Origin of the sequence: Amycolatopsis sp. cg13, from assembly GCF_041346965.1 — a bacterium.
GTDB lineage: Bacteria > Actinomycetota > Actinomycetes > Mycobacteriales > Pseudonocardiaceae > Amycolatopsis.
This window is the reverse complement of record NZ_CP166848.1, coordinates 6,771,124-6,786,105: the sequence shown is the minus strand read 5'-3', so window position 1 is coordinate 6,786,105 and position 14,982 is coordinate 6,771,124. Positions and strand designations below refer to the sequence as shown.

Genomic DNA, 14,982 nt, shown 5'->3' with positions numbered 1-14,982 from the left:
TGATGCCCGACCTGGGGATTCACCCAGCCGGGGCAACTTTACATTTCGATGCCTCTTGTCAATCGCGGTGTACATGTCTTACCGTCGTGTAAAGCCAGCCAACGGAGGAGGGCGCGATGAGCGAGATGACCGGCACGGTGCCGCTGGGGTCGACCGAACGCTGGACCGACAAGAAGCGCTACCTGTGGCTGATCGGGCTGGTCGTGCCGTCGCTCGCGTTCCTCGCGATCGGCCTGCACGCCGCGACCGGCTGGGGCGTCTGGTTCTGGATCGGGCCGATCGTGATCCTGGCGATCGTGCCCGCGATCGACCTGGTCGCCGGCCTCGACCGGAGCAATCCGCCGGACGACGTGATCGAGCGGCTCGAACAGGACCGGTACTACCGGTGGATCACCTACCTGTTCCTGCCGATCCAGTACGTCGGGTTCGTCTTCGCGTTCTGGCTGATCGCGCGCGGCGAGCTGTCCGTTGTGGACAAAATCGGCCTGGCGATCTCGATCGGCTGCATCGGCGGGATCGGCATCAACACCGCGCACGAACTGGGCCACAAGAAGGAAAGCCACGAGCGCTGGCTGTCGAAAATCGCGCTGGCGCAAAGCTTTTACGGGCACTTCTACATCGAGCACAACCGCGGGCATCACGTGCGCGTCGCGACTCCGGAGGACCCGGCGTCGAGCCGCGTCGGCGAAAGCTTCTACCGGTTCTGGCCGCGCACGGTGTTCGGCTCGCTGAAGTCCGCGTGGGGCCTGGAGCGCAAGCGTTACGCCCGCCGCGACAAGCATCCGTTCCGGATCGGCAACGACGTGCTCAACGCGTGGCTGATGTCCGCGGTGCTGTGGGTGGCGATGGTGGCGTGGCTCGGCGTCGGGATCCTGCCGTACCTGGTGATCCAGGCGGTGATCGGGTTCTCGCTGCTGGAAGTCGTGAACTACATGGAGCACTACGGGATGCTGCGGCAGAAGGTCGGGCCGCCGGAGCGCCGCCGCTACGAGCGCGTGGATCCCAGCCACAGCTGGAATTCCAACAACATCGCGACCAACGTCCTGCTGTACCACCTGCAGCGGCACAGCGATCACCACGCCAACCCGACGCGCCGCTACCAGACCCTGCGCGACTTCGCCGAATCTCCGGTGCTGCCGACCGGGTACGCCGGGATGATCGTGCTCGCGCTGTTCCCGCCGCTGTGGCGGCGCGTGATGGACCAGCGGGTGCTCAACCACTTCGAGGGCGATATCAGCCGGGCGAACATCCAGCCGTCGAAGCGGGAGAAAGTCCTTGCCAGGCATGGCTCTTCTGCACACGAGACGCTGGCCGTGCCGGAGGACGTGCACGGTGACGCCAGCGAAGGCGGGATGTGCCCCGGTTGCGGATACGTCTACGACGAGCAGCGCGGCGACCCGCGCGAAGGCTTCCCGGCCGGTACGCCGTGGTCGTCCATTCCGGACAGTTGGTGCTGTCCCGACTGCGGCGTAAGGGAAAAGGTCGACTTCGTTGCTCCCGGAAGGATGAGTGTGTGATGCGGATCGAAGCGGATTTGAACAAGTGCGACGGCCTCGGCATGTGCGAGGCGATGGCTCCGGACTTCTTCGAGGTGGGCGACGAGGGCACGGTCGTCGTGCTCGACGGCAACCCCGGCGAGGAGCACCGGACCGACCTCGCCGCGGCGGTCGACGCCTGCCCGGTTCTCGCACTGAAACTGGTGTCATGACGCTCGCGGTGGTCGGCGCGTCGCTGGCGGGATTGCGAGCGGTCGAATCGGCGCGGCGGACCGGATACGACGGCCGGATCGTGCTCATCGGAGCGGAGGACCGCCTGCCGTACGACCGGCCGCCGCTGTCGAAGGCTTTCCTCGCGGCGGACGGACCCGTTGCGGTGGAACCTTTTCTCAGCGCGGACGACCTGCGCGACCTCGGCGTCGAACTTCAGCTGGGCACTCCCGCGACCGGACTCGACCCGATCGCCCGGGAGATCCACACCGGCGACACGACGGTCCCGTACGACGCAGCGGTGATCGCTACCGGAGCCGCCGCCCGAGTTCTTCCTGACACGGCAGGGATCTCCGGCATTTACTCGCTGCGCACCGCGGACGACGCGGTTGCCATCAGGTCCGCATTGGACAGTGGCGCTAGGACAGTCGTGATCGGTGCCGGTTTCATCGGTTCGGAAGTCGCTTCAGCTGCGCGTAAACGCGGTCTACCAGTGTCCATTGTGGAAACCCTGGAAACGCCTTTGGTGCGCGCGATCGGCCCCGAAGTCGGCGAGGTCTGCGCTGAGCTGCATCGCGCGGCGGGCACTGATCTCCGCCTCGGCACCAGGGTCACCGGCTTTACGTCGCAAGATGGCGCGGTGACCGGCGTGCGGCTGTCAACCGGCGAAACTCTCCCAGCCGACCTCGTCGTCGCGGGAATCGGCGCGGAACCGGCCACCGGCTGGCTGCGCGACAGCGGACTCCTCCTGCACGACCGCGACGGCGGCGTCATCTGCGACGGCACCCTCGCCGCCGCGCACGGCGTCTACGCAGCCGGAGACGTCGCGCACGTGGCGAACGCGTTGTTCGACGGCGAGCTGATGCGGCTGGAGCACTGGACGAACGCGGCCGAGCAGGGTGCGGCCGCGGCTCGGCACGCGCTGGACCCCGCGAGCGCGCGGGTGTTCAGCGCCGTGCCGTACTTCTGGTCCGACTGGTACTCGCACCGCATCCAGTTCGTCGGGACGCCGCGGGCGGACGAGGTCGTCGTCGCGGTTCCCGCCGAGCACGGCTTCACCGCGCTGTACCGGCGCGGCGACCGGCTCGTCGGCGCGTTCACCGTCGATCGGCCGCGCGACATCATGAAGTACCGCAAGCGGATCGCCGCGCGGGCGCCGTGGTCCGAGGCAGTCGCCTTCGCGTTGGAAACGGCCGCATAAGATGACTGCCATGAGCGTGCTTCCGGTGCCCGAGGGCGGCCAGTACCGGCAGCCCATCATCACCGCCGCCATCGAACTCACCGCGAAATCCGGCTGGTCAGCGGTCACCATGGCGCGGCTGGCCGATCTGGTCGGGGTGAGCAGGCAGACCGTCTACAACGAGATCGGCTCGAAAACCGCGCTCGCCGAGTCGATGATCTCGCACGAACTGCGCCGGTTCCTCGCCGTCGTGAGCACCGCGTTCGACCGGCATCCGGACGACCTCGTCGAGGCGATCTACGACGCCGTCCGCGCGGTGCTCGAACTGGCCGACGACAACATCCTCCTGCGCGCCATCGCCTCCGCGACGCACGGCACCGACAACGAATTCCTGCCGCTGCTGACCACCCGCGCCGGCACCCTGCTCACCGAAGCGAAAGCCGTCCTGCGCGGCCGCGTCCGCAGCTACGCGCCGCCACTCGACGACGGCCAGCTCACCGTCGTCATGGACCTGGTCGTGCGCACCGTGCTGAGCCACGTGATGCAACCGTCGGGCACGCCCGCCGAAACCGCCGACGGCCTGGCGTGGGTCGCCACGCGCGTCCTCGGCACCGCCCCGTCGGCGTCGATGCGCACCCGCTCGTAAACGAGGTGCGCGTTTCGGGGCGCGCGTGTCAGCCTGCCGCGCGTGAACCGTGAACGACTTTCCGCACTCGCCCACACCCGGCATCCCATCGCGGCCCCGATCAGCGACGACGAGGTCCAGCGCCTGCTAGACCGCAGCATCCCGCGCGAGGACGCGGTTCTTTTGGACCTAGGCTGCGGGAGTGCCGAATGGCTGATCCGCGCTCTCGCCGCATACCCGAAACTCCGCGCGGTCGGCGTCGACACCTCGGAATTCGCCCTCTCGCGCGCCCGAGAGGCCGCCGCTGCTCAAGGCGTCGCCGACCGCTTGACCCTCCACCAGCAGCCCGCCGCCGAATTCCCCGCCACCGCCGAATTCGACACCGTCCTGTGCATCGGCTCCACCCACGCCTTCGACGGCTTGACGGACACCCTCGCCACCTTGCGAACCCACGTCCGCCCCGGCGGCCGCGCTCTGCTCGGCGACGCCTACTGGGAATCCGAGCCAACCCCCGCCGCCGTCGAAATCTTCGGCGACCTGCCCGACCTGCCCGAACTCCTCGACCAGGTGATTTCCGCCGGATGGACGCCGACCCACGGCCACACCAGCACGCGCGGCGAACTGGACGCCTACGAATGGTCGTGGACCGGCAGCCTCACCGAATGGGCCCTGGACCACCCGGAAGACCCCGACCAGGCCGAAGCCCTCGCCGCGGCGGCCACTCATCGGGACGAATGGCTCCGGGATTACCGGCACTCGTTCGGCTTCGCCTGCGTCGTGCTGCGCGATTGACAAAACTTCTTGTCAATGCGACGTTCGAACCTGACCCCAACCCGCGAAAGGCAGTCCGATGACCGACCTGGTGCCGTTCCTGATGTTCCAGAAGCGCGACGCCGCCGAGGCGATGGCCTTCTACACCTCGTTGTTCCCCGGCGACTCCGTGCTGTCCGAGGAGCGTTACGGCGCCGGCGGCCCCGGCCCGGAGGGAACGATCGTGATGGCCGAGTTCACCGTCGCCGGGCAGCGCGTGCGGTGCAGCGACAGCTTCGTCCAGCACGGCTTCGACTTCACGCCGTCGACCTCGCTGTTCGTCACCGTCGATTCGGCCGACGAACTCAAGCGGGTCTACGAGGCCCTCGGCGAAGGCGGCGGAACCCTGATGCCGCTCGATGATTACGGCTTCGGGCCGTTCGCGTGGGTCAATGACCGGTGGGGTGTTTCGTGGCAGTTGAGCGCCAAGGGTTGAGAAGCGAACCGGTTGCCGCCGCCGGTGAACTTGCCCGCCAGTTGTTCGCGGACGCGCGGGTGGTGATCGTCGGCGGCAGCGTGCTGACCGACCGGCGCACGCCGACGTCCGACCTCGACCTCGTGGTGGTCACCGGACCCCGCGACGCCCCGTGCCGACAGTCGTTCACCTGGGAAAACTGGCCGGTGGAAGCACTGGTGCACGACGAAGCAACCTTGCGCGCCTATTGCGCCGACAATCTGGTCCGCCGCTGGCCAGGGATCCCCCGGCTCATCGCTGAGGGAGCACTCGTGGCCGACGACGGCCTCGGCACCCGGCTGCAGGCCGAGATGCGGCAACGGCTGGCCGCGGGCCCGGCCGCCGCGACGTCGGGCGAACTCGACGCCCAGCGTTACGACCTCACCGACCTGCTCGACGACCTGGCCGGAGCCAGCGACCCGGCCGAGATCGCCTTCATCGCCGCTCGGGTGCTGACCAAGACCGCGCAACTGGCCCTGCTGGCCGGACAGCACTGGCAGGGCACCGGCAAATGGCTGTGGCGCGAACTCCACGACCACGACCCCCGGCTGGCCGAGCAGCTGGCCACCGCCGCGCCCGATGCGTCACGGCTCGGCGCGGTCGCCCGTGCGGTGCTGGACCAGACAGGAGGACCGCTGCGGGATGGATACCAGGTCACCGACCCCCGCCGTCCCTGACCGCATTCACGACGGCAAGCTATGGCCAGCAAGATCCCCGTACGGTTTCTTTTTGCGATCGCTAATCACAACGGATCCGCAGCTCGAACGCAATTCCCCACACTATTGACCCACTGACAGATACCCCGAAAAGGAATACCGACGAGTTACCCACGGACGGGTTAAGCGGCGACATTCGGGCACCGCTAAGGTGGGCATTGGGAGGTTGGCGATCAGCCGGAGGGGGGCCGATACCGCATCCCGGGGCCAGTCGTTCTACCTGCGGTAGTCCGCTCAAGCGGAACTGCGGGGCGAACGGCTGGCCCTTTTCGCGGTACCGCGAAAACAAGAGCCCACGACAGTGCGGGAAGCACGGTTTCGATACGTAAACCCCGGCCGTGGAGAATCGCGGTCGCGGAATTCAGGCGGCACGGTTCCGGTACAGCCACCACACATCTCGCCCAAAGGACCAGCTCAACGTCGCCACCGCGATCCCCGCCCAAACCACCGGCGCGAGCCCGGCCACCGCAGCTGTCAGGGCGATTCCTTGCAAGGCTGCGACCGCCTTTCGTGCCCAACTAGGGCGCAGCGGGGCCCGGAGCCACGGCCACAGCCGGGCCGCCCCGACGAAGGCGTAGCGCATCAGGCCGATCGCCAGGACCCACGGGCCGACCGTCGTGGCGACCAGGACGCTCAGCACCAGGATCAGGAACGCGTCTGCCTCCATGTCGAAGCGGGCGCCCAGTGCGGAGACGGTGCCGGTGCGGCGGGCGACGTAGCCGTCTAGGGCGTCCAGGGCCAGGGCGACCGCCGCGATGGGGACGATCAAAGCCAGCGGCGGGTGTCCGCCCAGGCGGTCAGCTACCAAAGCGGTCACGGTGCCGATCAGGGCCGCTCGGGCGAGGGTCACCTGGTCGGCTGGGCCCAGCCGGTAGACGCGGATCCGCCAGGCGCCCTGGGTGAGCAGCACCAACAGGCCGAGGAGGTAGGCGACGCCGACTGCCCAGCCGGCGAGGCCGAGACCGGTCGTGACGGTCAGCAAAGTCAGCAGCGCGAGTTGCGCCAGCAGCGCGGGGGCCTGCTGGACGACAGTTGAACCCAGCTCGGCCGGGGTTCGTGTACAGGTGGAGACAGCCATTTCGCCTCGATCCGGCAGCAACGGAGGACAACCTTGACACGGGCGGTGCGGGCTTTCTGGTTCACTTCGGCCGCGGGCGGGGAGGTCCGATCGGCGGAGGTGGCTGCTCCACAAGCCGACGAAGTGCTGGTCCGAACGCGATTCTCGGCGTTGAGCCGAGGTACGGAAAGTCTCGTATTGCGTGGCGGCGTGCCCGCGAGCCAGCAGGACATCATGCGCGCGCCGTATCAGGAGGGCGACTTTCCGTGGCCGGTCAAGTACGGCTACCTGAACGTCGGCGAGGTCCTGTCCGGACCGCCTGAGCTGACCGGCCGCACGGTGTTCTGCCTCTACCCGCATCAGACCGAGTACGTCGTGCCCGCGTCGGCGGTCACGGTGGTGCCGGACGACGTTCCCGCGGCGCGGGCGGTGCTCGCCGGGACTGTCGAGACCGCGGTCAACGCCCTCTGGGACGCGGCACCGCTGGTCGGCGACCGGATCGCGGTGGTCGGGGCGGGGATGGTCGGCTGCAGTGTCGCGCGGCTGCTGTCCCGGTTTCCCGGCGTGGACGTCCAGCTCGTCGACCCCGACCCGGACCGCGCGGAGGTGGCGGACGCGTTCGGCATCCGTTACGCCACCCCGGAAACCGCGACCGGCGACCTCGACCTCGTGGTGCACGCGAGCGCGACTGACGCCGGGCTCGCGCGTTCGCTGGAGCTCCTCGGCCACGAGGGCACCGTGGTCGAGCTGAGCTGGTACGGCGACCGTCAGGTGTCGGTGCCGCTCGGCGAGAACTTCCATTCGCGGCGGCTCACCGTGCGCGGCAGCCAGGTCGGCACCGTTTCCCCCGCTCGCTCGGCGCGGCGCGGGTACGGCGATCGGATGGCGCTGGCGCTGCGGCTGCTCGCGGACCCGGCGTTCGACGTCCTCGTCACCGGCGAATCCGCCTTCGCCGAACTGCCGGACGTCGCGGCACGACTGGCGGACGGAACTCTGCGCGGACTGGCTCACCGGATCACCTACCCGTAAAGGAGAACGCGTTGTTCAGTGTCACCGTGCGCGATCACATCATGGTCGCCCACAGTTTCCGCGGCGAGGTTTTCGGCCCGGCACAACGCTTGCACGGCGCGACGTTCGTGGTCGACGCGACGTTCCGGCGGTCCGAATTGGACTCGGACAACATCGTCGTCGACATCGGGCTCGCCACGCAGCAGCTGGGCGCGGTGCTCGCCGACCTGAACTACCGGAACCTCGACGACGAACCCGATTTCGCGGGCATCAACACGTCGACGGAATACCTCGCCAAGGTGATCGCCGACCGGCTCGCGGACCGGATCCACGCCGGCGAACTCGGCGAGAACGCGCGCGGGCTGGCGCAGATTTCGGTGACCCTGCACGAATCCCACGCCGCTTCGGCCGGATACGAGCGTTCGTTGTGACCACAGTGGACTCCTCCGGTTACGCTCCGGAATGGCTGGCACTCAGAGAGCCCGCCGACACCGCGGCCCGGGCGGCCGATCTGGTCGCCTTGCTGCCGCCCAGTCCGGCAGTCATCCGGGATCTCGGCTGCGGCACCGGAGCGATGGGACGCTGGTTGAGCGGTCGTCTGCCGAAGCCGCAGCGGTGGATCCTGCACGATCAGGACCCGCGGTTGCTGGAGATCGCGGCTCGCAGCCTTCCCTCAGGGATCAGCGTCGAGACGGAACAAGCTGACGTGACCCGGCTGGACATCAGCGGCACTTCTTTGGTCACGGCTTCCGCATTGTTGGACCTCCTTACCAAGGAGGAGATTCAACGGCTAGTTAAGTCCTGTGTAGACGCCCGATGTCCGGCTTTGCTCACGTTGTCCGTGACCGGATCAGCTCGCCTCACCCCCTTGGACGCGGCAGACGAAGCGCTCAACGACGCATTCAACAACCACCAACGCCGCGACGGGAAGCTAGGCCCGGAATCCGTCGCCTTCACCGCGGCGGAGTTCCAGCGGCACGGTTGGACTGTCCACACCAGACCGTCACCGTGGCGGCTCGGGCCGGAACACCGCGAACTCATCGACACCTGGTACCGCGGATTCGTTGCCGCAGCACGAGAACAAGACCCGACGCTGGCAGTGCCCGAGGATCGGCAGATCACCGAGGTCACCGTGGACCACCAGGATCTACTCGCTCTCCCCTGACTCCCGTCGCGCCCGGGCCCGGCGTTTGCCCTCGTGCATCGCCGCGACCCGGGCGACCGGGATCGTATGCCCCTCGGCCACGAGATCCGCCGGAAGTTCCTGTGGCTCCGGCAATTCCTCCGCCCACGGATCAGCGTTGCCCAGCAGCCCCATCGCGGTCTTCACGGTGAAATCCGCCGGTTTGACGTTGTCCGCGTCCGCCCAGCGAACCGGGAACGACACCGGCGCACCCGGCCGGATTCGCGGACTGTAAGCGGCCGCCACCGTAGCCCCGCCCGCGCGGGTCGAGTCGAGAAACACCTTGCCGTGCCGGTCTTCCCGGATGAACGCCGTGGTCGCCAACTCCGGATCGATCCGTTCCGCCCGCGCACCGACCGCCCGGGTCGCCGCCGCGACGTCCTCAAAGGACAGGCCGGGAACCAGCGGCACGAACACGTGCACGCCCTTGGATCCGCTGGTCTTCAACGCACCGGCGAGCCCGACGTCGGCCAAGGCCTGCCGCACCAACCGAGCCGCCGCCACCGCGACGCTGAAATCCGCACCCTCCGGCGGGTCGAGGTCCATGATCAGATCGGTCTGGCCGACCGGCTCCACTCGCGTCAGCGCGGGATGCAGTTCGACCGCACGCTGATTGCCGAACCACAGCAGGGTCCGGCGGTCGTTGCACAGGCCGTAGGTGACTGTCCGTTGTGAACTCTCCGCCCACAGTTTCGCCCGCGGCACCCACTCCGGCGTGTACTTCGGCAGGTTCTTCTGCATGAACGCGTCCTGCCCGCGCAGCACCCGCATCACCGACAGCGGACGGTCGCGCAGCACCGGCAGCAACCGGTCCGACACGGCGTCGAAATAGTCGACGAGGTCGCGCTTGCTCACCCCAGCGTCGACGAACAGCTCCTGGTCGAGGTTGGTCAGGGAAACCCCTTCGCGCACCTCATCCGCTTTGGCCATACGCCAACCCTTGCCGACCACCGCAATCCGGTCAACCGCTTAGACGAGCGGTTTTCCCTTCCGCAACCGCCGCCGGAAGTCCGCGAGACAAGCGTCGTAGGGGAACCGCCGCACCCGCAACGGAAGCCGTTCGACCATTCGGCCGATCCCGCGCGTCAGCCGATCGAACCGGCGCTGGTCCGCGGCCGACCACGGCAGCCGCATCTGCTCGCGGAAGACCTCCGGCAGGAACCCGGTCGTCACGAAGCGGTGGAACCGTCCGAAGAGGAACGACAACGGCCGCGGCAGGAATTCCAGATTCGCGATGGCCGTGAGGTATTCGCGGAGCCGATCGTCGATGTCCACTTGGGCCAGTCCGTCCGCCCAGTACGCGGCGAAGTCGTCTGGCCAGTCTTCGGGACGCACCTGCAGCGTCGTGCCCAGCACCGCGGCCTCGGCATACCACGATTCCGGCGCGGGCCGACCGAGAAACGCGCGGTGCACGTCGTCCACGCCGTGACACAGACAGGCGGCGACCCACAGCTGCAGTTCCCGGTCGAAAGCGCGGTACTGCACCGGGCTCGCCTCGGTCGAGACCACCTGCGCGTGCACCGCATTCACCGCTCGCCGGTACGCCGCCCGGTCAGCGTCCGTGCCCAGCACGGCGACCGCGAGGTAGGTGACGGTGGTACGCGTGCGCTTCAGCGGATGCTTGAAGAGATTTCCCGAATCGACGCGGCTTTCCAGCACGCCGTATCCGACCGCGGGCCGGCCCAGCTGCATGATCACGTTCGCGCCGCCCGCGAGCAGGCTGACGCCGAGCATGCCGTCCTGGAGCATCCGTCCAGGGGAACGCCTCCGTTGACATGTTGTCAAGAGCCCTCAGGCGCGCACGACCCGCACGTCCGCCACCTCCAGCAGCCCGTCCAGGTGCACCCGAGCCCGCGTTTGCGCCGGATCGACGACGAGCCCGTCGCGCCGGACCAAGTCGAGAATGTGCGCCGCCAGCGGAAGCACCAGGTGCCGTCCCCAGCAACGTTCGTTGCTGTGCCCGAAGGGCAGGTAACCGGGATGGTTGTCCGGGTCCAGCGAGGCCCAGCGGCTAGGCCGGAACTCGTCGGGCGCGTCCCACAGTTCGGGGTCGCGGTGGCTGAGCAGCGGCAGGAGCAGGACGTCGTCGCCCGGGCCGATCCGGGCGTCCACCTCGGCGAACTCCGGCGAACGCACGCGCAGGATGTTCCACGACGGCGGCAGGAGGCGCAGCGCCTCGTTGAGCACGTACTCGGTCGGCACGTCGTCGTCGAGCGGCGAACTGAGCCACAAAGCATTCGTGACCAGCGCGGCGACGGTGAAGCAGATCGGCCCGGCCACGCGCCGGTAGAGGTACATCGCGAAGCGGCGCTCCTCGAAGCTGTCCGCTTCGAGCACCATCCGCGCCAAGGCGGACAGCGCGACCTCGGGCGCGGGCCGTCCCCACAGCGCGGCACCGGTGGCGACCGCGGCCCAGGTGATCTTCGGCGTGAGCTCCAGCCGACGGTCGACGAGGACCCGGAACCGGCGCTGTTCGCGGCCGAACACCAGGTCACGCAGGTAGTTGTGCGGCACGGCGGGCCAGGTTCCGGCGAGGCTGGCGGCACCGAGCGGTTTCTTGAGCGCGGCCCGCACGTCCGCGCCGACCGCCCGCATCAGCGCCGACGATTCCGGCCGTGTGACGACCCGTCCGCGCACCGGCTTGAACGTCGGCCGCTCCTCGGCATTCGCCGGACGGCTCCGCAGCAGCGCGTCCATCAACGACGCCCCGGCGACGCCGACCGTGTCCGGTTCCAGCCGAAAGAAGGATTTCCCCCGATAACGGTCGAACAGTTCTTGAATCCGCGGCGCGAATACCACCTGCCGCACTTTGTTCCGTTCAGCGGGAATAGTCACCGAACAACTCCTCTTGAGCGGCGGTACCGGCCGGTACCGAGAATTCCGGAACCGGCCGGTGCCGCCCTGATGAGACCGTCAGATCCAGCCGTACCAGGCGTAAGACTTCAGGCTCTTGCTCGGGAGGGCCTTGCGCACGAGACGAACAAGCTTCACGGAAATGCCTCCGTCTTCTCGGGAAGTTCGACCGCACTCGCGGCCGATTCCGACAGTACGACGAATTCCCGGGAATTCGCGGCAAGACAACCTGAACGGCCCACTCGGCTGGTTCTGTTCGGGAGCGTCAGGTCGACGGTTCGGGAATTCCGGCCCGAATTCCTTGGCGAATCCGCGGCGGCGTCGGTATCCTTCGCGACCCGCTAAAGCACCGACTGGGCGAACTCGATGAGTGCCCGAGCCGCGGGCCCCGCCGGACCATCGGACCGCCACGCCAACGCCAACTGCCCCCGCAACTCCGGCTGCAACCGCAGCGTGTGCAGTTCCTCGGCGTAGTAGCGCGCCAGCGACAACGGCACCAGTGCCACCCCGAGACCGCGCATCCCGAGCTTGGCCAGCACGTTCGGGTCGCTTGCCTCGATCGTCACCCGCGAATGCAACCCAGCCGCCGCGAATCCGCGATCCAGCACTCCGCGCATCCCGGTCCCCTTCGGCAGGCAGATCAACGACCGTTCGGCCAGCTCAGCCAGGGTGATCGAGGCCCGGTCGACGAACTCGTCCCGCAGCGAGGTGACGGCGACCAGTTCCTCGTCGAGCACGATCTGCGTGGTCAGCCCAGCGGGCACGCCGTCGGCCAGGCCGATCACCGCGGCGTCCAGCCGTCCTTCGCGCAGCGCGTCGACCATCAGGTCGGAATTCGCTTCGCTGAGCGTGATTTCCACCCCGGGGTACCGCTCAGCGAATTCGGCCAGGAACTCCGGCAGCTCCACCGGCCCGAGGGAAGTCACCATCCCCATCGCCACCTGGCCGCGCACCAACCCCTCGTGCTCCGCGACCGTCTCGCGCACCGCCGCGACCGCCGCCAGCGCGGCCCGGGCGTGCGGCAGCGCGGCCTCGCCGACCCCGGTGAGCCGTACCGTGCGGCCGGACCGGTCGAACAACGGCTGCCCCAACTCGCGTTCCAGCCGCCGGATCTGCGCGCTGACCCCGGGCTGCGCGACGTGCATCCGCGCCGCCGCACGGGTGAAGTTCGCTTCCTCAGCGACCGCGACGAAGTACTCCAGCTGATGCAGTTCCATAACCAATCATTCTAGCTGCCGGAACTAGTATCTCTTGGACTTATCGCTAGACAGCCAGCACGCTGAAGACATGCAGACGTTCACTCCTGACCAGGCCGGTTACCGCGAAGAGATCGCCGGATTCCAGACCGGCATCGCCTCCACCCCGCAGCTTGTCGTCGCCGCCACCAGCGCGGACGACGTCGCCGCCGCGGTCCGGCTCGCGGCCGAGCGCGACCTGCCGGTTTCCGTGCAGGCGACCGGACACGGCCTGCGCGCGCCGGCCGAGGGCGTGCTGGTCTCGACGCGTCGGATGACCGGCGTGACCGTCGACCCGTACCGCGCCGTGGCGCGTGTCGAAGCCGGAACCACCTGGGGCAGCGTCATCACCGCCGCCGCGGAACAGGGCCTCGCGCCGCTGAGCGGTTCGGCTCCGGGCGTCGGCGTGGTGGGCTACACCCTCGGCGGCGGCTTCGGTCTCCTCGGCCGGCACTTCGGCCTGGCCGCGGACCGGGTTCGCTCCGCCGAGATCGTCCGGCCTGACGGCAGCCGCACGACCGGCCCGATCGACGCCGGGATCGTGACCGCGCTGGAGTTCGACCTGGTGCCGGTGACCACGCTGTACGGCGGCGGGCTGTACTTCGACACCGCCAAGATCCCGGACGTCCTGCGCACCTGGCGCGACTGGACCGCCGACCTGCCGGACACCGTCGGCACCTCGGTCGCGATGCTGCCCTACCCGGATCTGCCGATGGTGCCGGAACCGTTGCGGGGCAAGCACATCGCGCACATCCGCGTGGCCTACCTCGGCACCGACGGCGACGAGCTCGTCGCACCGCTGCGCGCGCTCGGCCCGCTCCAGGAAACGCTCACCACGATGCCGTTCACCGATTCCGGCAAGATCGCCGCGGAGCCGCCGAACCCGCACTCGTACCTCGGCGACAACCGGGTGCTGCCGACGCTCCGGGACGACGTGCTGAGCACCGTGCTCGACCACGCCGGCCCGGGCGCACCCGTACCGACCGTGCTGATCATCGACCTGCTCGGCGGCGCGTACCAGCACTCCACCGCGCCGGACTTCACCGCCGATTCGCGCTACACCGTGCGCGCGCTGTCGATGATCGAGCCCGACGCGGCGACCGTTCAGGCCGCGCACGCCAAGCTGTTCGCCCCGCTGGACCCGATGTCGACCGGGCGGCTGCGGAGCTTCGTCTACGGACAGCCGCTGGGCTGAGTCAGCGTTCGAGAACGAAGACCGGGATCAGGCGCTCGGTCTTCTTCTCGTACTCCGCGAAGCCCTCCGCGTGCTCGACCATCTTGGCGTACAGCCGGTCGCGCTCGGCGCGATCTTCCACGAGCTTCGCGGTCGCCGGGAACTCGTCGGTGCCGATCTCGACCGTGACGGACGGGTTGGCGACGAGGTTGTGGTACCAGTCCGGGTTGGTGTCCGCGCCGCCCTTGGACGCGACGATCACGATCCGGTCGCCGTCGGTGGTGTACACCAGCGGACTCACCCGCTGTTTGCCGCTTTTCGCACCGGTGTGCGTGACCAGCACCATGTTCTTGCCCTCGAACATGCCGCCGACCTTGCCCGCGTTCGCGCGGAACTCGTCGATGATCTGCTGATTCCAGTCCGACATCGGAAGACTCCCAGGTTGATGATGTAACAACAAACCTAGGATCGCGCGAATCGGGCTGTCAACACACGCGCAGGTACTGTCGCGACATGGTCACCGAGCCCGGCCCGACCGTCGAAGACGGGGTCCGCGAACTGCTGCTTCTCATGCCCCGCATCGTCGGGCGCGCGAAGCGGACGCCGCCGCCTCCGGAACTCGACGACGTCACGCTCGCGCCGCGGCATCTGTCGCTCCTGGCCTATCTGCTGTTCGACGGCCCGATGACGGTCAACGAACTCGCCGGACGGCTCGAAATCGCGCCCACCACAGCGAGTCTGATGATCGGCGACCTCTCCCGGCAAGGCGTCCTGGAGCGCACCGAGGATCCGGACGACCGGCGGCGCACCATCGTGAGCATCCACGAGGACAAGCGCCCGGCGGTCGACGCGTGGCTCGCACGCGGCGCGAAGGCGTGGCAGGAAGCGTTGTCCCCGTTGAGTCCGAGCGAACGCGCGCTAGTGATCAAGACGTTGAAGGCGTACGAGGAGTATGCGTCGTGAGTGGCAATCCCGGTTAGA

At 68.4% G+C, this 14,982-nt stretch carries 19 protein-coding genes; 12 read left to right on the top strand and 7 right to left on the bottom strand.

The features are described 5' to 3' along the window. Positions 1 to 116 precede the first annotated feature (116 nt). From AB5I40_RS31815 to AB5I40_RS31785, 7 genes are read left to right on the top strand one after another with little or no spacing between them, the layout of a single operon-like run. Positions 117 to 1,517: a fatty acid desaturase gene (locus AB5I40_RS31815; protein WP_370933909.1), complete on the top strand. Its 1,401-nt coding sequence runs from the start codon at positions 117 to 119 to the stop codon at positions 1,515 to 1,517. Continuing rightward, on the top strand, positions 1,517 to 1,708 hold the full coding sequence (locus AB5I40_RS31810; protein WP_067576490.1) for a ferredoxin: 192 nt from the start codon (positions 1,517 to 1,519) through the stop codon (positions 1,706 to 1,708). Before AB5I40_RS31815 ends, AB5I40_RS31810 begins: the two co-directional genes overlap by 1 nt. Continuing rightward, a complete protein-coding gene (locus AB5I40_RS31805; RefSeq protein ID WP_370933908.1) occupies positions 1,705 to 2,907 on the top strand; it encodes an NAD(P)/FAD-dependent oxidoreductase in 1,203 nt (400 codons plus the stop codon). The genes AB5I40_RS31810 and AB5I40_RS31805 overlap by 4 nt, the downstream gene beginning before the upstream one ends. Before the next feature lies 1 nt (position 2,908). Then, positions 2,909 to 3,532 (top strand): TetR family transcriptional regulator, encoded by a 624-nt coding sequence (locus tag AB5I40_RS31800; RefSeq protein WP_370933907.1) that lies wholly within the window; start codon positions 2,909 to 2,911, stop codon positions 3,530 to 3,532. A 42-nt stretch (positions 3,533 to 3,574) separates the two neighbouring features. After that, on the top strand, positions 3,575 to 4,303 hold the full coding sequence (locus AB5I40_RS31795; RefSeq protein ID WP_370933906.1) for a cyclopropane-fatty-acyl-phospholipid synthase family protein: 729 nt from the start codon (positions 3,575 to 3,577) through the stop codon (positions 4,301 to 4,303). Positions 4,304 to 4,361: 58 nt separating this feature from the next. Continuing rightward, entirely contained in the window at positions 4,362 to 4,757 is a 396-nt protein-coding gene (locus tag AB5I40_RS31790) for a VOC family protein (RefSeq protein ID WP_370933905.1), read from the top strand. Next, entirely contained in the window at positions 4,733 to 5,452 is a 720-nt protein-coding gene (locus AB5I40_RS31785) for a nucleotidyltransferase domain-containing protein (protein WP_370933904.1), read from the top strand. Before AB5I40_RS31790 ends, AB5I40_RS31785 begins: the two co-directional genes overlap by 25 nt. Positions 5,453 to 5,852: 400 nt before the next feature. On the opposite strand, the gene AB5I40_RS31780 is transcribed toward AB5I40_RS31785, so the two are convergent. Further along, positions 5,853 to 6,569, bottom strand: coding sequence for a CDP-alcohol phosphatidyltransferase family protein (locus AB5I40_RS31780; protein ID WP_370933903.1), 717 nt, complete (start codon positions 6,567 to 6,569; stop codon positions 5,853 to 5,855). A gap of 33 nt (positions 6,570 to 6,602) precedes the next feature. Here AB5I40_RS31780 and AB5I40_RS31775 point away from each other — a divergent pair, with 33 nt between their 5' ends. The 3 genes from AB5I40_RS31775 to AB5I40_RS31765 are packed head-to-tail and all read left to right on the top strand — an operon-like array spanning position 6,603 to position 8,721. Then, positions 6,603 to 7,577, top strand: a complete 975-nt coding sequence (locus AB5I40_RS31775) for a zinc-binding alcohol dehydrogenase (protein ID WP_370933902.1) — start codon at positions 6,603 to 6,605, stop codon at positions 7,575 to 7,577. An 11-nt stretch (positions 7,578 to 7,588) separates the two neighbouring features. Continuing rightward, complete coding sequence (locus AB5I40_RS31770) at positions 7,589 to 7,987, top strand: 6-carboxytetrahydropterin synthase (RefSeq protein ID WP_037811036.1); 399 nt, start codon at positions 7,589 to 7,591, stop codon at positions 7,985 to 7,987. Continuing rightward, positions 7,984 to 8,721 carry a class I SAM-dependent methyltransferase gene (locus AB5I40_RS31765; RefSeq protein ID WP_370933901.1) on the top strand — a complete coding sequence of 246 codons (738 nt, stop codon included), beginning with the start codon at positions 7,984 to 7,986 and terminating at the stop codon, positions 8,719 to 8,721. Before AB5I40_RS31770 ends, AB5I40_RS31765 begins: the two co-directional genes overlap by 4 nt. Here AB5I40_RS31765 and AB5I40_RS31760 read toward each other — a convergent pair. The 5 genes from AB5I40_RS31760 to AB5I40_RS31740 all read right to left on the bottom strand — a co-directional run bounded on the left by AB5I40_RS31760 (position 8,704) and on the right by AB5I40_RS31740 (position 12,809). Then, a complete protein-coding gene (locus AB5I40_RS31760; protein ID WP_370933900.1) occupies positions 8,704 to 9,669 on the bottom strand; it encodes a DNA polymerase domain-containing protein in 966 nt (321 codons plus the stop codon). The genes AB5I40_RS31765 and AB5I40_RS31760 overlap by 18 nt on opposite strands. A gap of 39 nt (positions 9,670 to 9,708) precedes the next feature. Then, the gene (locus AB5I40_RS31755) at positions 9,709 to 10,488 is read right to left on the bottom strand and encodes an oxygenase MpaB family protein (protein WP_370933899.1); all 780 of its coding nucleotides are present in this window, start codon (positions 10,486 to 10,488) and stop codon (positions 9,709 to 9,711) included. A gap of 42 nt (positions 10,489 to 10,530) precedes the next feature. Then, a complete protein-coding gene (locus AB5I40_RS31750; protein WP_370933898.1) occupies positions 10,531 to 11,574 on the bottom strand; it encodes a cytochrome P450 in 1,044 nt (347 codons plus the stop codon). 78 nt (positions 11,575 to 11,652) lie between these two features. Continuing rightward, positions 11,653 to 11,730, bottom strand: a complete 78-nt coding sequence (locus tag AB5I40_RS31745) for a tryptorubin family RiPP precursor (RefSeq protein ID WP_350539724.1) — start codon at positions 11,728 to 11,730, stop codon at positions 11,653 to 11,655. A gap of 203 nt (positions 11,731 to 11,933) precedes the next feature. After that, the gene (locus AB5I40_RS31740; RefSeq protein ID WP_370933897.1) at positions 11,934 to 12,809 is read right to left on the bottom strand and encodes a LysR family transcriptional regulator; all 876 of its coding nucleotides are present in this window, start codon (positions 12,807 to 12,809) and stop codon (positions 11,934 to 11,936) included. Positions 12,810 to 12,879: 70 nt separating this feature from the next. Between AB5I40_RS31740 and AB5I40_RS31735 the strand changes: the two genes are divergently transcribed. Further along, entirely contained in the window at positions 12,880 to 14,022 is a 1,143-nt protein-coding gene (locus AB5I40_RS31735) for an FAD-binding oxidoreductase (RefSeq protein ID WP_370933896.1), read from the top strand. 1 nt (position 14,023) lies between these two features. Here the strand turns inward: AB5I40_RS31735 and AB5I40_RS31730 are convergent, their stop codons facing one another. Beyond that, the gene (locus AB5I40_RS31730) at positions 14,024 to 14,428 is read right to left on the bottom strand and encodes a nitroreductase family deazaflavin-dependent oxidoreductase (protein WP_370933895.1); all 405 of its coding nucleotides are present in this window, start codon (positions 14,426 to 14,428) and stop codon (positions 14,024 to 14,026) included. An 86-nt stretch (positions 14,429 to 14,514) separates the two neighbouring features. Between AB5I40_RS31730 and AB5I40_RS31725 the strand changes: the two genes are divergently transcribed. Next, the gene (locus AB5I40_RS31725) at positions 14,515 to 14,964 is read left to right on the top strand and encodes a MarR family winged helix-turn-helix transcriptional regulator (RefSeq protein WP_370933894.1); all 450 of its coding nucleotides are present in this window, start codon (positions 14,515 to 14,517) and stop codon (positions 14,962 to 14,964) included. Positions 14,965 to 14,982: the final 18 nt, after the last annotated feature.